The organism is Plantibacter sp. CFBP 8804, from assembly GCF_014841225.1.
GTDB lineage: Bacteria > Actinomycetota > Actinomycetes > Actinomycetales > Microbacteriaceae > Plantibacter > Plantibacter auratus.
The window spans coordinates 53,740-68,815 of the sequence record NZ_JACYTU010000008.1 but is presented as its reverse complement, the minus strand read 5'-3'; the positions used below and the strand labels follow the sequence as shown (position 1 = coordinate 68,815).

12 protein-coding genes and 1 tRNA gene are annotated in these 15,076 nt (G+C 68.5%); 9 read left to right on the top strand and 4 right to left on the bottom strand.

Annotated features, from left to right (window positions below; translation table 11 throughout):
* Nucleotides 1–72: 72 nt before the first annotated feature.
* The 3 genes from IFU11_RS14315 to IFU11_RS14305 all read left to right on the top strand — a co-directional run bounded on the left by IFU11_RS14315 (nt 73) and on the right by IFU11_RS14305 (nt 3,566).
* Nucleotides 73–1,539, top strand: a complete 1,467-nt coding sequence (locus IFU11_RS14315) for a malate:quinone oxidoreductase (protein ID WP_192019360.1) — start codon at nt 73–75, stop codon at nt 1,537–1,539.
* A 72-nt stretch (nt 1,540–1,611) separates the two neighbouring features.
* Nucleotides 1,612–2,259: a thymidine kinase gene (locus IFU11_RS14310; RefSeq protein WP_191941641.1), complete on the top strand. Its 648-nt coding sequence runs from the start codon at nt 1,612–1,614 to the stop codon at nt 2,257–2,259.
* The gene (locus tag IFU11_RS14305; protein ID WP_079003131.1) at nt 2,256–3,566 is read left to right on the top strand and encodes a UDP-glucose dehydrogenase family protein; all 1,311 of its coding nucleotides are present in this window, start codon (nt 2,256–2,258) and stop codon (nt 3,564–3,566) included. The genes IFU11_RS14310 and IFU11_RS14305 overlap by 4 nt, the downstream gene beginning before the upstream one ends.
* Here IFU11_RS14305 and IFU11_RS14300 read toward each other — a convergent pair.
* Entirely contained in the window at nt 3,542–3,979 is a 438-nt protein-coding gene (locus IFU11_RS14300; protein WP_192019359.1) for a VanZ family protein, read from the bottom strand. The two genes, IFU11_RS14305 and IFU11_RS14300, sit on opposite strands and share 25 nt — an antisense overlap.
* Before the next feature lie 179 nt (nt 3,980–4,158).
* Between IFU11_RS14300 and IFU11_RS14295 the strand changes: the two genes are divergently transcribed.
* From IFU11_RS14295 to IFU11_RS14280, 4 genes are all read left to right on the top strand, one after another.
* Complete coding sequence (locus IFU11_RS14295) at nt 4,159–5,958, top strand: DUF4012 domain-containing protein (protein ID WP_192019358.1); 1,800 nt, start codon at nt 4,159–4,161, stop codon at nt 5,956–5,958.
* Between the two features lie 123 nt (nt 5,959–6,081).
* A complete protein-coding gene (locus tag IFU11_RS14290; RefSeq protein WP_137243716.1) occupies nt 6,082–6,627 on the top strand; it encodes a hypothetical protein in 546 nt (181 codons plus the stop codon).
* A 308-nt stretch (nt 6,628–6,935) separates the two neighbouring features.
* Complete coding sequence (locus IFU11_RS14285; protein WP_137243715.1) at nt 6,936–7,475, top strand: hypothetical protein; 540 nt, start codon at nt 6,936–6,938, stop codon at nt 7,473–7,475.
* A gap of 123 nt (nt 7,476–7,598) precedes the next feature.
* A tRNA-Pro gene (locus tag IFU11_RS14280) sits at nt 7,599–7,672 on the top strand.
* Between the two features lie 455 nt (nt 7,673–8,127).
* Here the strand turns inward: IFU11_RS14280 and IFU11_RS14275 are convergent.
* The 3 genes from IFU11_RS14275 to IFU11_RS14265 all read right to left on the bottom strand — a co-directional run bounded on the left by IFU11_RS14275 (nt 8,128) and on the right by IFU11_RS14265 (nt 14,276).
* Nucleotides 8,128–9,102 carry a metallophosphoesterase gene (locus IFU11_RS14275; protein ID WP_244631813.1) on the bottom strand — a complete coding sequence of 325 codons (975 nt, stop codon included), beginning with the start codon at nt 9,100–9,102 and terminating at the stop codon, nt 8,128–8,130.
* A 148-nt stretch (nt 9,103–9,250) separates the two neighbouring features.
* The gene (locus tag IFU11_RS14270) at nt 9,251–11,803 is read right to left on the bottom strand and encodes a transglycosylase domain-containing protein (RefSeq protein ID WP_191941637.1); all 2,553 of its coding nucleotides are present in this window, start codon (nt 11,801–11,803) and stop codon (nt 9,251–9,253) included.
* A 121-nt stretch (nt 11,804–11,924) separates the two neighbouring features.
* Nucleotides 11,925–14,276 (bottom strand): transglycosylase domain-containing protein, encoded by a 2,352-nt coding sequence (locus IFU11_RS14265; RefSeq protein ID WP_191941636.1) that lies wholly within the window; start codon nt 14,274–14,276, stop codon nt 11,925–11,927.
* A 108-nt stretch (nt 14,277–14,384) separates the two neighbouring features.
* On the opposite strand from IFU11_RS14265, the gene IFU11_RS14260 reads away from it, so the two are divergent.
* The gene (locus tag IFU11_RS14260; RefSeq protein ID WP_162852301.1) at nt 14,385–14,540 is read left to right on the top strand and encodes a hypothetical protein; all 156 of its coding nucleotides are present in this window, start codon (nt 14,385–14,387) and stop codon (nt 14,538–14,540) included.
* A 23-nt stretch (nt 14,541–14,563) separates the two neighbouring features.
* Nucleotides 14,564–15,034 carry a RidA family protein gene (locus IFU11_RS14255; protein WP_079706877.1) on the top strand — a complete coding sequence of 157 codons (471 nt, stop codon included), beginning with the start codon at nt 14,564–14,566 and terminating at the stop codon, nt 15,032–15,034.
* The last annotated feature ends 42 nt before the right edge of the window (nt 15,035–15,076 follow it).

Here is a 15,076-nt window from a genome sequence, read left to right as displayed (position 1 = left end):
GATCTCACAGCACGCGATCAGCGACAGCACGCGGGTGGAGAGCTCGGGCCTCGCCGCGACTAGACTGCTCTGGTGACCGAAACCATCGACGTAGCCCTCATTGGTGGTGGCATCATGAGCGCCACGCTCGCCGCCCTCATCCACCAGGTGCAGCCTGACTGGAAGGTCGAGGTGTACGAGCGCCTGAGCGACGTCGCACTCGAGAGCTCCAACCCCTGGAACAACGCCGGGACGGGCCACGCCGCGCTGTGTGAGCTCAACTACATGCCGCAGGACGCCCACGGCCACGTCGACCCGGCGAAGGCCATCGGCATCAACGAGCAGTTCCAGCTCAGCCGTCAGTTCTGGTCGCACCTCGTCGAGGAGGGCCTGCTCGGCGCACCCGACACCTTCATCAACCCGACTCCGCACATGACGTTCGTGCGCGGCGACAAGGACGTCGAATACCTGCGGAAGCGCTACGAGGCGCTGAAGGATCAGCCGCTCTTCGCCGGCATCGAGTTCTCGGAGGACCCGGCCGTCATCGCCGAGTGGGCTCCACTGCTCATCAACCGTCGTGCCGTCGGCGAACGCATCGCGGCCACCCGGATCACCGCAGGCACCGACGTCGACTTCGGTTCGCTGACGCACAAGCTCTTCGGCGCAGCTCCGAACACGCACGTCCGCACCAATCACGAGGTCCGGTCGCTCAAGCGGCTGAAGGACGGCACCTGGCGCATCCGAGGCCGCCAGACGCTCGGACGATCACCGATGGAGATCAACGCCCGCTTCGTCTTCGTCGGCGCCGGCGGATGGGCGCTCAAGCTGCTGCAGAAGTCCGGGATCCCCGAGATCAAGGGCTACGGCGTCTTCCCCATCGGCGGGCAGTTCCTCCGCACCGACAACCCCGCGGTGGTCTCGAAGCACCAGGCCAAGGTCTACAGCCAGGCCTCGGTCGGTGCCCCGCCGATGTCGGTCCCGCACCTCGACACCCGCGTCGTCGACGGCCAGGCGAGCCTCCTCTTCGGCCCGTACGCGACGTTCAGCCCGAAGTTCCTCAAGCGCGGATCGATGCTCGACCTCGTCACCCAGGTGCGCCCGCACAACCTCCTCCCGATGCTGGCGGTCGCGAAGGACAACCCGAGCCTCATCACGTACCTCGTTGGGCAGCTCCTGCAGTCCCGCAAGCAGAAGATGGACAGCCTCCGCGAGTTCCTGCCGACGGCGAAGGACGAGGACTGGTACCTCATCGAGGCCGGGCAGCGCGCCCAAGTGATGAAGAAGGACAAGGCAAAGGGCGGGGTCCTGCAGTTCGGCACCGAGGTCATCACGGGTGCGGACGGCACAATCGCGGGACTGCTGGGCGCTTCCCCCGGCGCGTCGACGGCCGTGCCGATCATGCTCGACGTCCTGCGCAAGTGCTTCCCCGACCGGATGGCCGCGTGGGAACCGAGGCTCCGCGAGATGATCCCGACCTACGGCTCGACGCTGAACGACGTCCCCGAGACGGCCGCGAAGGTCCTCGAGAGCACCGCCGAGGCCCTCGACATCTCGCTGTAGCCGCCGCACGGGTGCTCGCCCGGCCCCTCGTCGGATGCGACAGGTGCAGCCCTGGAACCCTAAGCTTGCCTGGTGGCGAAACTGTACTTCCGATACGGGGCGATGAACTCCGGCAAGAGCACCGCCTTGCTCCAGGCGGCGTTCAACTACGAGGAGCGCGGCCACCGCGTCCTCCTCGCCAAGCCCTCGCTCGACACGAAGGGCGACGCCGCCATCGTCAGTCGCCTCGGTGTGACCCGCGACGCCGACTTCCTGCTCGGTCCTGACGACGACGCCGTCCGGGTGTTCGCGGAGCACCGTCGCCGCGTCGTGCAGGAGACCGGCGAGGACGTCAGCTGCCTCCTCGTCGACGAAGCCCAGTTCCTCCACGGGGAACAGGTCGACGACCTCCTCCGCATCGCGCTGCTCGAGGGCATCCCGGTGCTCGCCTACGGCATCCGGACCGACTTCCAGACCGTCGCGTTCCCCGGGAGCCGCCGCCTCCTCGAGGTGGCCCACAGCCTCGAGGAGCTCAAGACGATCTGTCGGTGCGGTCGGAAGGCGATCTTCAACGGCCGTCGGTTCGGCGACACCTTCGTGTTCGACGGCGACCAGGTCGCCATCGACGGCACCACCGTCACCTATGAATCGCTCTGCGGCGTCTGCTACCTGCAGGAGTCCGGCGGTCGCCTGTCCAGCACGCCAACCGCACCTCCCATCAGCGAAGGATCACACGCATGAAGCTCTCCGTCATCGGCTGCGGCTACCTGGGGGCCGTGCACGCGGCCGCCATGGCATCGATCGGGCACGAGGTCGTCGGCATCGACGTCGATCCGGCCAAGATCGAGGCGCTCGCCGCCGGACGCTCGCCGATCTTCGAGCCCGGCCTGCCGGAGCTGCTGCTGGCTGGCGTCGAGTCGGGCCGCCTGCGGTTCAGCACGGACATGGCCGACGCGGCCGGGGCGACCATGCACTTCGTCGCGGTCGGCACGCCGCAGAAGGCCGGTTCCAACGCGGCCGACCTGCGCTATGTGGACGCCGCGGTGACGGCCCTCCTGCCGCACCTGTCGGCAGGCGACGTCGTCGTCGGCAAGTCGACCGTCCCCGTCGGCACCGCTGCGCGCCTGGCGGAACTCGTCGCCCCGACCGGCGCCGTGCTCGCCTGGAACCCCGAGTTCCTGCGGGAGGGCTTCGCCGTGCAGGACACCATCGCGCCCGACCGACTCGTGTACGGGCTGCCGCCGGCTCCCGAGGACGCCGCCGTCGCGCGAGCCGCCTTCGACGAGGTCTACGCCCAGGCACTCTCGACCGGCACGCCGCTCGTCGCCACCGGGTACTCGACCGCGGAGCTCGTGAAGGTCGCCGCGAACGCGTTCCTCGCCACGAAGATCTCCTTCATCAACGCGATGGCGGAGATCGCCGAGGTCACCGACGCCGACGTCACGGAGCTCGCCGACGCGATCGGTTACGACGCCCGGATCGGTCGCCGCTTCCTCAACGCCGGTGTCGGGTTCGGCGGCGGCTGCCTGCCGAAGGACATCCGCGCCTTCACCGCTCGCGCCGAGGAGCTCGGTCGTGGGGAGTCGGTGGCCTTCCTCAAGGAGGTCGACGCGATCAACCTGCGTCGTCGTCAGCGCGTCATCGACCTCGTCGTCGAGGAGCTCGGCGGGAGCGCCTACCAGAAGCGGGTCGCGGTGCTCGGGCTCGCGTTCAAGCCCGACAGCGACGACGTCCGAGACTCGCCGGCCCTCGACGTCGCCGTCGGCCTCAACGGACTGGGTGCGAAGGTGCTCGCCTTCGATCCGGAAGCCGTCCCCAACGCGCGTCGGCTCCACCCGCAGCTGACGTTCGCTGACTCGGCGGAAGAGGCCGTGACGGACGCGGACATCGTCGTGGTCGTGACCGAGTGGAAGGCGTTCCGCGCCCTGGACCCCTCGGCCGTCGCCGAGCTGACCGCGGGCAAGACGATCGTGGACGGACGCAACTGCCTCGACGTGGACGCCTGGCGGGGCGCCGGGTGGCGTTACGTCGGTCTCGGTCGTCCGTGACCGGTGACGAGTAGCCGGACGACGAGCACGATCGTCGCGCCGAGCAGCCCTCCGGCCGCATTGGCGTAGACGTCGGCGATCGTCGCGACGCGTTCGGGGAGCAGGGTCTGTCCGAGCTCGATCGCGACCGAGAACAGGGTCGTCGTCAGCGGTGCGATCCACCAGAGCCGCAACGGCAGCTCCAGAGCGAGCAAGGTGCCGAGCGGGATGAACAGCACGACGTTCGCGGCCGACTCGACGAAGCGGTAGTCGAACCAGGGCGGCGCGCCAGCGGCCTGCAAGCGATCGAGGATCGCCAGCAGTGTCGTCCGGCCGTCGGCGTCGACGGGTGTCGGCCAGAACGCGATGCCGAGCATGACGCACAGGCAGAGCAGCAGCAGGATCCCGATCACGATGCGCGGCGTGCGGGTCATCTGCGGTGCGGCTCCAGATCGGTCGACGAGCGTGCTGACGGCATCCCGCAATCGTAGGCCATGAGTGGCCGGGAGCCCGGTCGGCGCATGCGCCGTCCACCCCTGAAAGGGGGCGTGCACCGACCCTCGGAGGCCGTCATCCGGCGGTTAGGCTGTGCCTACCCGAACAAGGAGCACTCTTGGCTGACCCACGCCCGGCGACGGCCGGCATCCGCCTGCCCGGCCATCGGCGTTCGCGTCTGTGGTGGATCGCACTCGCCGTCCTCCTCGTCGTCCTCGCGCTCGGAGCCTGGCTCGGCATCCGGGCATCCCTGGCGAAGAACGCGCTCGAAGCCGCCCAGTCGGAGGCGAAGTCGCTCCAGTCGGCCGTACTCAAGGGTGACGCGAGCGGCACCGAGGCAACGCAGCGTGCCCTCACGAAGCACACCGGCGAGGCGGTGTCGCTGACGAGTGATCCCATCTGGCGGGCGGCCGAGGCGGTCCCGTTCCTCGGCGTGAACTTCTCCGCGGTGCGACAGGCTGCCGCTGCGACCGATGACGTCGCGGTCGATGTCGTGCCGAAGGTCGTCGAGATCGCGGATCACGTCAACCTGTCGTCCCTGCTCCCCGGGGACGGCTCGATCGCGACGGAGCCGCTCCGCGCCGTCGCGCCGACCGTGGCCGAGGCGGCTGTAGCGGCTGACGCCATCGCCGGGCGTGTGGACACGATCGGCACGGACGGTGCGCTGCCGGTGGTCGCCGACGCCGTCGAGAAGCTCACCCGGACGATCACCGGTGCGTCCACGATGCTCGACACCGCCGCGCGGGCCACGGCGCTCCTGCCGGACATGGCGGGCGGGGCCGGGCCTCGGAACATCATGGTGATGATCCAGAACAACGCGGAGTTGCGCTCGAGTGGCGGCATCGCCGGGGCGGTGGCCCTCATCCACGCGGAGAAGGGCGTCATCTCCTTCGTCGGTACCCGGGGGAGCGACGACTTCTCCGGCTTCCCGGCCCCCGTGCTGCCGCTCACCCCGTTCGAGCAGAACGTCTACACCGACAACCTCGGCCGGTACATCCAGGACACCAACCTCACGGTCGACTTCAGTCGCACCGGGGAACTCGCCGCAGCCATGGGGACCCAGGTGTTCGGCGTGCCCATCGACACCGTGGTCGCCGTCGATCCCTACGTCCTCGCGCACCTGCTGGAGGCGACCGGGCCCGTCGCCCTCCCGGACGGCACCGAGCTCACCGCCGACAACGCGGCGAAGACGCTGCTGAGCGACGTCTACGCCCGGTTCCCGGACCGGCTCGTGCAGGACGCGTTCTTCGCCGCGGTCTCGGGTGCGGTGTTCGAGGGCATGATCTCCCGCTCGCCCGACCCCGCCGCGCTCGTCCAGGCCCTGTCCGAGTCCGGCGCGGAGAACCGTCTCCACGTCTGGAGTGCGGTCCCCGCCGAACAGGCGTTGATCGCCCAGACGAGCCTCGCCGGGATCCCGCCGACGACCGACGACGCGGCCGTCTACACCGGGGTCTACCTCGAGGACCTGACCCGCGCGAAGATGGACTACTACCTGGAGACGAACGTCGACATCCGCGACGCCCGGTGCACGAAGCACGGCGCCGAATACGTCGTCGCCGTCACCCTGACGTCCACTGCGCCGGCGGATGCCGCGACCTCCCTGCCGGACTACGTGACCGCGGGCGGGCGTTTCGGCACCCCCGCGGGAGACATCGCGACGCGCGTCGTGATCCACGGTCCGCTGGGCGCAACCCTGCTCGGTGCGAGCGACGGCGAGGACCTGCCGGTCAAGGCCGTGACCGACCCGAACGGTCGTCTCTACGCCCAGACCGACGTGACCCTCACTCCGGGGGCGACAACGGAACTCGTCTTCACGGTGCTCGCTCCGAAGGCCTCCGACGTACCCCCAAACCTGGTCACAACCCCCGGAATCACGGGCAAAACGACCATTTCAGCCTTCCCTCGGTGCGGCTCCTGACATAGCATGACAACACCGCAGGAAGCCACGCACCCGAATTCGTGACCCTGGGGAACCTCGCGCGGACGCCCACCCGAAATCGGCGGACGCAGGGGGTATTCGACGTTCCTTGGGGATATCAACATGAAGCGCACCCTTGCCCTAGCATCGCTCTGCCTCCTGGCAGTCTTCGCGGCCCCGACCGCCGCGAGTGCAGCGACCGACTCGTCCACTTACGGCCCTGCCGGCTGTGCGACCCTCACACCGGTGTCGGTGACCCAGGGGGAGTCGACCGTCTTCCGCTGCGACGGCACCTTCGATCCCGGCACTCCGGTGACGGTCACCGTCGCCGGGCCCGGCTGCAGCATTCCCGCAGCGAAGCCCAACACCGCCGGCGCGACCGAGCAGGCCGCCGAGCAGAGCGCCGTGCCGACGTCCGGCACGTTCAACACCGACGCCGCCCGTGCATTCGCGGTGACGATCGAGACCAGCAAGACCGCCTCCGGCACCTGCATGGTCACGGCGACCCAGGGCGCGACCACCGAGAGCGCCTCGTTCCAGGTCTCGGAGCGCGAGTTCGCCTCGACCGGCTTCGACGGTGGAGCCCTGCCGTGGATCGGCGGAGGCCTCCTCGTCGTGGGTGTCGGCGTCATCGGTGCGATGGCGATCCGTCGCCGCAAGACGGCCTGATCCGTCAGTCGGGATCCGTGGTCCGAGCGGTCGTCCGCTCGGACCACGGCCTGACCGGAGGGCATCTCACCCTCCTGGGCTTCGGCGTGGCACGGTCCTCGCCCGGCTTGGCGTCAGGCGGACAGGTCGTACCCCCAAAGGTGGTCACATCCGCGGAATTCCGCGGTTTTCCAGCCCTGGCGAGATGGCGGCTGCCCTAGCATGATGACGGCCATGGAGGCCACGAGTGATCAGCGCTCGGCTCCAGGCCGTGTCCGCATGTCGCATCACGCAGCGCATGCGCCATCCGCACACCTAGGGGCCCGCACATGAAACGAACTCTCTCCGCCGCCGCACTCGTCCTCCTCGCCGTCGTCGCGCTGCCCACCGCAGCCAACGCGCTCGAGGGCGACAGCTACGGTCCTGGCAGCTGCAACTCGATCACGCCGGCGAGCGTCGCGCGCGGCGCGGCCGTCTCGTACTCGTGCTCGGACTTCTGGGCGGCGAACCAGACGGTGTCGATCACCATCGAGTCCTCCGCAGCCGGTGTCTCCGCTCGCACGCTGTCGACCGTCGCGGGCGAGACCGGCGACATCCAGGTCTCCATCGACACGGCTGCTGACCCCGCGGGCACCTACACGCTGACCGCGACCCAGGGTGCCGTGACCGACTCGTCCGACTTCACCGTCCTGGACCCCGCGGACGCCGCTGCGGCCGCCGCATCGGCATCCGACCCGTCTGCCGGGGGCAACGCCCTCGCCGACACCGGGTTCGCCGGAACCGCCCTCCCGTGGGTGGCCGGAGGGCTCCTCGCCGTCGGTGCTGCCGCGCTCGGTACCGTGGTCGTGCGTCGCCGCCAGCAGGCGTGAGATCACGGATCGGCCGGGCGGCGATGGCGGCGCCCGGCTGATCCGGTCCGGGATCAACCGATTCCAGGAAGTGGCGAACAGCCGCTGAAAAATCGGCTATCCTAGACAAGGCCTTCGGGCCATCGGGGTGTGGCGCAGTTTGGTAGCGCGCTTCGTTCGGGACGAAGAGGTCGTGGGTTCAAATCCCGCTACCCCGACAGTACAAGCCCGGTCAGACGAGAAATCGTCTGGCCGGGCTTCTCTGTTTCCCCGGGCTGGCGGTCTGCTGGGCTGGCGGGTTGCACATCCCGCTACCCCGACAGCAAAGCCCGGTCAGACGAGAAATCGTCTGGCCGGGCTTCTCTGTTTCCCCGGGCTGGCGGTTTGCACATCCCGCTACCCCGACAGCAAAGCCCGGAGATTCCCGGTCCCTGAGCCTGTCGAAGGGCAGCACTTCGACAAGCTCAGTGACCGGCGGAGGGCGCTCGGGACCAGCGGACGGTGCTCGGTACCGGCGGAGGGTGCTCGGTCCAGAGGGTCCTGGTCCCTGAGCCTGTCGAAGGGCGCACTTCGACAAGCTCAGTGACCGGCGGATGGCACTCAGCGACCGGCGGAGGGTGCTTGGTCCAGAGAGTCCTGGTCCCTGAGCCTGTCGAAGGGCAGTCGGGCCCGGTCAGACCACCGTGCGACGGGGAAGGAGCGTCACGAGCGACGCTTCCGGCCGGCAGGCGAATCGCACTGGCGCGTAGATGGAGGTCCCGATCCCAGCCGACACGTTCAGGTACGCCGAGCGGAGGGCGTGGCGCCAGACGCTGAGCCCCTTCACCTGTTTGCGAGGGATGTCGCAGTTCGTCACGAGCGCACCGTAGCCCGGCACGCAGACCTGACCGCCGTGGGTGTGCCCCGCGAAGATGAACTGCGCACCCTGCGTCACGAACGCGTCGAGCACCCGACGATACGGAGCGTGCATCACGCCCACCGTCACCGTGTGCGCCAGCGACGGGTCGTCGGTCTCCAGCGTCTCAGCGTCCAGCCGTTCGTCGATGAGCGCCGTCAAGGTGTCCAGGCGGTCGAAGTGCTTGTGTGGGTCGTCGACTCCGAACAGGTCGAGGCGGGTCCCGCGGACCGAGATCTCACCGACCGCGTTGTTGAGGTCGATCCAGCCGAGTTCGTCCATGAAGAACCGCTCGAGCGCGCCCGTGTCGAGCGTCGTCGGGGAGACGTGCTTGGAGGAGGTCTGCGTGAAGTACTTGAACGGGTTCTTCGCGGTCGGGCCGTAGTAGTCGTTCGAGCCGTGCACGAACGCCCCCGGAACCCCGGCGAACACCGAGAGCGCAGCCCGGATCCCGTCGATGCCCTGCTCATGTCCCAGGTTGTCGCCCGTGTTGATCACGACGTCCGGCCGGAGATCAGCCAGTGACCGCAGCCAGGCCTGCTTCCGGCGCTGCCAGGGCGCCATGTGGAGGTCGGAGAGGTGCAGCATGGTGATCGGCTCAGCATCGGGCGGGAGGACCGGAGCGGTCACCCTGCGCAGCGCGAAGGCGTTGCGCTCGATCACCGACGCGTACCCGAAGGTGAGGGCCCCGAGGCCTGCCACGACGGCCGCTGCCGTTCCGAGTCTGCCGCCGGTGCTCATGGGTGCCGCCATCGCTCGTCTCCTTCTCGGTCGCCGAGTGGTGCCGACCGTCCCACGAGCGTACCCGCTGGCCCCTCCGAAGACGCCCGGAGCGGGCCCCGCGCAGACGACGGAGGGCCCGATCGAATCCGATCGGGCCCTCCGTGCTGGCGTCAGGACGCTAACAGCTGGTCTTGGAGACCGTCACCGTGATCTTGCCGTCCTTGCGAGCCGCCGTCCCTGCCGGGGGGTCGACCCCGGTGACCTTCGGCGTCGCCGCCGCAGGGTCGACCACACACTTCTGTCCGACGTTCGCGAACCCGGCGCCTTGTATCGCCGCCCTCGCGTCCTCATAGCTCGCAGCAGCACTCACGTCAGGCACGGCAGCAAGCAGCCCATTGCTCGTGTAGACGGTGATGATCGAACCCTTCGGGACAGTGCCGGCCGGGTTGGTGCTCGCCGCCTGCCCCGCGGGCAGCACCGAGTCGGCCGCGCCACCGTTCGCGAAGCCGAAGCCCGCGTCCTCGAGGAGTTTCTGCGCTTCCTCGATCGTCTTCCCTGCCACATCGGGCACCTGGATCGACTGACCGTTGATGAGCGACGGGTCGGGGTCGCCGAACGCTTCGCCACCGAACTTGGCGTTGGCGACTTCCATCACCCGCGGCCAGATCTTGTGTCGGATCGTCGCGGCTTGACCGGCGTCGAAGTAGGTGCGGCGGAGGTTGACGTGGCCGGTCGCGTTGAACACGCCGACGACGGTCGCCGCCTTCGTGCTCGCGCCGCTCATCCAGGTGGCCTCGTTGTTGTCGGTGGTACCCGTCTTGCCGATGAGCGGGATGCCGTCGCCGATGCGGGACGAGCTCGTCGTACCGCCGTTGAAGGTCGCCTGAAGTGCGACGTTCGCCGTGGCGGCGACATTGGCCTCGAGTCCGACCCGGCAGTTCGCCGAGGGAACTGGGATGTCGGTGCCGTCGGGCTTTACGACCCGGTCGATCGCGATCGGGTCGCACGTGGTGCCGCCCGAGGCGAAGGTCGCGAAGGCCGTCGCCATGCTGAGCGGCGCGACCTCGTTCGTACCGAGGACCGTCGCAGGAGACTGCAGGAGGGGACCGCCATCGGCGCGGTGCACGCCCATGGACTCTGCGGTCTTGCGGATGCCGCAGAGGTCGAGCTGCTTCGCCATCGCGATGAACCCGGTGTTGATGGATTGCTTCGTCGATTGCAGTGCGGTGTACTGGCCACCGTTGCCGCCCTCGTCGTTACCGGGGTTCCAGTCGGAACCGGCGTACACGGTGCCACCGTCGGCACAGGAGTCCTTGAAGGTTCCCCAAGGCGAGCGCTTCCGGCCGTCGACACCTTCGTTCAGCCCGTGGCCTTCCTTGAGCCACTCGGCGAGGGTGAAGGTCTTGTACGTCGATCCGGGTTGGAAGCCGGTGGAACCGCCGTAATCGACGTCGGTGTTGTAGTTGACCGCGGAGTAGTTCGCTCCGGTCGCCAGGACGTCGGGGTCGTTGGAATAGTCCTTGTTCTGCGCCATCGCGAGGATGCGACCCGAGCCGGGCGCGACCGTCACGGCGACCGCGCCGATGTCGAGCTGGTCGCTCACCCGCGGGATGAGCTCGTCGATCGCCGCCTGTGCAGCGCTCTGGACCTCGATGTCGAGCGTCGTGAACACGCTGTAACCGCCACGGTTGAACGCGGCCCAGCGCTCGTCTTCGGTCGCTCCGAAGATCGGGTTGTTCTGGAACACGCGGGTGACGTAGTCGCAGAAGAACCCGGCGCCCGCGACGACGTTGACGGCCGTCTGGCAACCCGTGCTCGCCGGGTTGATGGTGGGCGTGATGGCCGTCGCGATGGCGACGTCGTACTGCTCCTGCGTGATCTTGCCCTCTTTGATCATCTGATCGAGGACGTAGTTCCGCCGGTCGAGGGTGAGCGCGTACCCGTTCGCTGCGCCGTTGGTCTCACTCTCGGGACGGTCGAGACGCAGGGTCTCCGGGTTGTTGACGATCGCCATGAGCGCCGCGGCCTGCTCGAGGTTGAGATTGGCGGCGGAGGTTGCGAAGTAGTAGTTGGCCGCAGCCTCGATGCCGTAGGTGCGGCCGCCGAAGCCGGCGATGTTGAGGTAGCCGCGCAGGATGTCCTGCTTGCCGTAGCGCTTTTCGAGGCCGATGGCCATGCGCATCTCCTTGAGCTTGCGCTCAGGGGTCGCCTTCGTCGCCTCTTCGTACGCGGCCTTCATCTTGGCCTCGTCGGTGATGGCCTCGGCCTTCTGGACGAGCACGTTCTTCACGTACTGCTGCGTGATGGACGAACCACCCTGCAGGTCGCGGCCCGTCGCGCTGATCGCGACGGCTCGGATCGTACCCGTGAGGTCGACACCGCCGTGCTCGTAGAAGCGCGGGTCCTCAGCCGAGACCGCCGCGTCCTTGACGAACTGGTTGATCTGGTCCCAGCCGACCTCGATGCGGTTCTGCTGGTAGAAGGACGCGAGCAGCTGCGGGTTGCCGGCGCTGTCGGTCGCGTAGATGCTGGACTTCTGCGCGAGCTCGTCGAGCGCCAGGTAGTCGGGCAGACCGTCGAACACGTTGATCGTGCTGTTGGTCGCCATCCCCGTGACGGCGAGGGCCGGGGTGACCGTGGCGGTGACGAGGACACCCGCTGCGACGCTCAGGCCGAGAAAGCCGAGGAAGCCGCCGAGCACACCGGTGGCCGTGCGATGTTGTTGAGGCATGGATCGATGCTAAGCGACAATCCTGAAAAAGGCCCGCTCAGCGCCGCGTTGAAACCCGATCGTTGCCGCCGGACGGCGCGGGGTGGCTGCCGGTCGGCGTCAGACCGGCAGCCGCATTCGATCACCCGGGTGAGCCGTTCCCGTTGCCGTTCCCGCCACCGCCGCCATTCCCATTACCGTTCCCCGGGGCTGCTGGGCCGCCGTTCTCGCCAGTACCGTCGGTGTCCCCGCCGTCGCCCGGCGCTGGTGTCGGCGCCTCGCTCGGTGCCTGCGTCGGGTCGCTCGTCGGCGTCGGAGCGGGGGTCGAGTCCTCGCCGCTGCTGCCGGAACCGTCGCCCTGCAGCGTGGCGCGATCGGCCGCGGGGAAGTCGCCACCCGGGTACTTGGCGAGCGCGGCCGACATGACCTCCGGCCAGATGTAGTGCCGCATGGACGCGACCTGGGTGCCGTCGATGTAGGTGTCGCGGAGGTTGACGTGTCCGCTGACGTTGAAGGTGCCGACGACCGTCGCGACGGTCGTGCTCGCACCGCTCATCCAGGTCGCCTCGGCGTTGTCGGTGGTGCCGGTCTTGCCGATCAACTCACCGACGCCGTCGGTGCGGGCGCCCGAGGCGGACGCGGTACCACTCGACACGACGCCCTGGAGGACGTCGTCGGCCGCGGCCGCCACCTTCGCATCGACCGACTGGCGGCAGTTCGCGGAGGGGACCTCGGCAGTCGACCCGTCGGGCTTCGTGATCGAGTCGATCGCGATCGGGTCGCACGTCTTGCCGCCGGCGGCGAGCGTCGCGAAGGCGGTCGCCATGCTCAGCGGAGCGACCTCGTTGGTGCCGAGCACGGTGGCGGGGGAGTTGTTCAGTGGCGCGCCGTCGGCACGGTGCACGCCCATCGACTCGGCGGTCTTGCTGATGTCGCAGAGGTCGAGCTCCTGCGCCATCGCGATGAACGCGGTGTTGATCGACTGCTGCGTGGCGCGTCTCACGGTGTACGACCCCGACTCGCCCTCGTCGTTCCGCGGACTCCACCCGGCCTCCGCCTGCTCCGTCCCACCCGGGACGCAACTGTTGGTGAAGGTGCCCCAGTCGGATCTGCGGTTCGCGTTGATCGACTCGTTGACGCCCTTGCCTGACTTCAGCCAGTCCGTCAGGGTGAAGATCTTGTACGTCGACCCGGGCTGGAAGCCCGCCGATCCACCGTAGGCCTGATCGGTGTTGTAGTTGATCGCGCTGTAGTTGGAGCCTGTCGCGAGGACATCGGGATCCTGCGAGTAGTCCTTGTTCTGGGCCATGGCGAGGATCCGCCCGCTCCCGGGCTGCACGCTCACCGAGACGGCGCCGAGGTCGAGTTCCGTGGTCGTCTTCGGGACGTACTCGTCGATGGCCGCCTGCGATGCGTTCTGGAGGTCGAGGTCGAGGGTCGTGAAGACGCTGTACCCGCCGCGCTTGAAGTTCGTCCACCGTTCGTCCTGGGTGGCGCCGAAGATCTCGTTGTTCTGCAGCACCTGGGTCACGTAGTCGCAGAAGTAGGCGGACGACCCGGCCGCGGAACAGCCGGTGACGGGAGGCACGATCGTCGGGGTGATCGGGATCGCCACCGCCGCATCATGCTGCTCCTGCGAGATCTTCTGCTCCTTGAGCATCTGGTCGAGGACGTAGTCCCGTCGCGTCTTCGTCAGGGCGTAGCCGTTCGCCGCGCCGTTGTCAGCGCTGTCGGGCTTGTCGATCCTGAGGTTCTCGGGGTTGTTGACGATCGCGAGCAGCGTCGCCGCCTGCTCCAGCGTGAGGTTCGCGGCCGTGGTGTTGAAGTAGTAGTTGGACGCCGCCTCGATCCCGTAGACGCGTCCGCCGAAACCGGAGATGTTGAGGTACCCGCGGAGGATGTCCTCCTTGCCGTACGTCTTCTCGAGGCCGATCGCGAGTCGCATCTCCTTGAGCTTGCGCTCCGGGGTCGTCGCGGTCGCCTCCTCGTAGGCCGCGTCGCTCTCCTTCTTGTCGGGGATCGCCTCGGCCTTCTGCACCAGGACGTTCTTCACGTACTGCTGTGTGATCGAGGAGCCACCCTGCGTCGATCCACCGGCGGCGTTGTTGACGACCGCGCGGACGGTGCCCGCGAGGTCGATGCCACCGTGCTCGAAGAAGCGGGGGTCCTCAGCCGAGACCGCGGCGTCCTTCGCGAACTGGGAGATCTGGTCCCAGCTGTCCTCGATCCGGTTCTGGTCGTAGAAGGAGGCGAGGAGCACCGGGTTGCCGGCGGAGTCCTTGGCGTAGATGCTCGACTTCTGGGCGAGCGAGTCGAGCTGGAGGTAGTCGGGGAGGCCGTCGAAGACGGAGATGCCCGTGGAGGTGGCGAGACCGGTCATCGCGATGGCAGGGGTGACCGCGGCGGTGGCGAGCACACCGGCGGCGACGCTCAAGCCGACGAAGCCGAGGACGCTCTGCGCGACCGTCTTCGCGGGGGTACGTGGTTCAGGCATAGGATCGAAGGTAAGCGGGGAAACTGTGAGCGAGCTTCACTTGGGGCTCGCCATGAACATCCCCTGCGCCTCCGCCTCTCCGTGCGGAGCGCCCGATCGAGGAGAGACATGACCCGCTGGGAGTACCTCACCACGCCGTTGATGATCCACAACACGGCTGCCATCCTGAACAACTGGGGCGGGGAGGGTTGGGAGCTCGTCCAGGTCGTCACCGGTCCGGAGGGTGGGCTCGTCGCCTACCTCAAGCGCCCCATCGCCGACTGACCCGACGTCCCGGAGGAACCCCCATGTCCCAGATCGCCGACCGACTCGCCGAGCTCGGTATCACCCTGCCCACCGTCGTCCCGCCCGTCGCCGCCTACATCCCAGCGGTGGTCTCCGGCGAGCACGTCTTCACCTCGGGCCAGCTGCCCATGACCGACGGCAAGCTCCCCGCCACCGGCAAGGTGGGTGAGGGCGACGGGCTCGTCTCGCCTGCGGACGCCAAGACCTACGCCCGGACGTGCGCCCTCAACGCGCTCGCCGCGGTGGAGAGCCAGATCGGTTCGCTCGACCGCGTCACCCGCATCGTGAAGGTCGTCGGCTTCGTCGCCTCCGACCCGGCGTTCACCGGCCAGCCCGGCGTCATCAACGGTGCGTCAGAGGTCCTCGGCGAGATCTTCGGCGACCTCGGCGTGCACGCCCGCTCCGCCGTCGGCGTCGCCGTCCTGCCGCTCGACTCGCCCGTCGAGGTGGAGCTCATCGTCGAGTTCGCGTAGCGCGCGGCGTCACAACAGGAGATCCGCTCTGCAGCAGGAGAA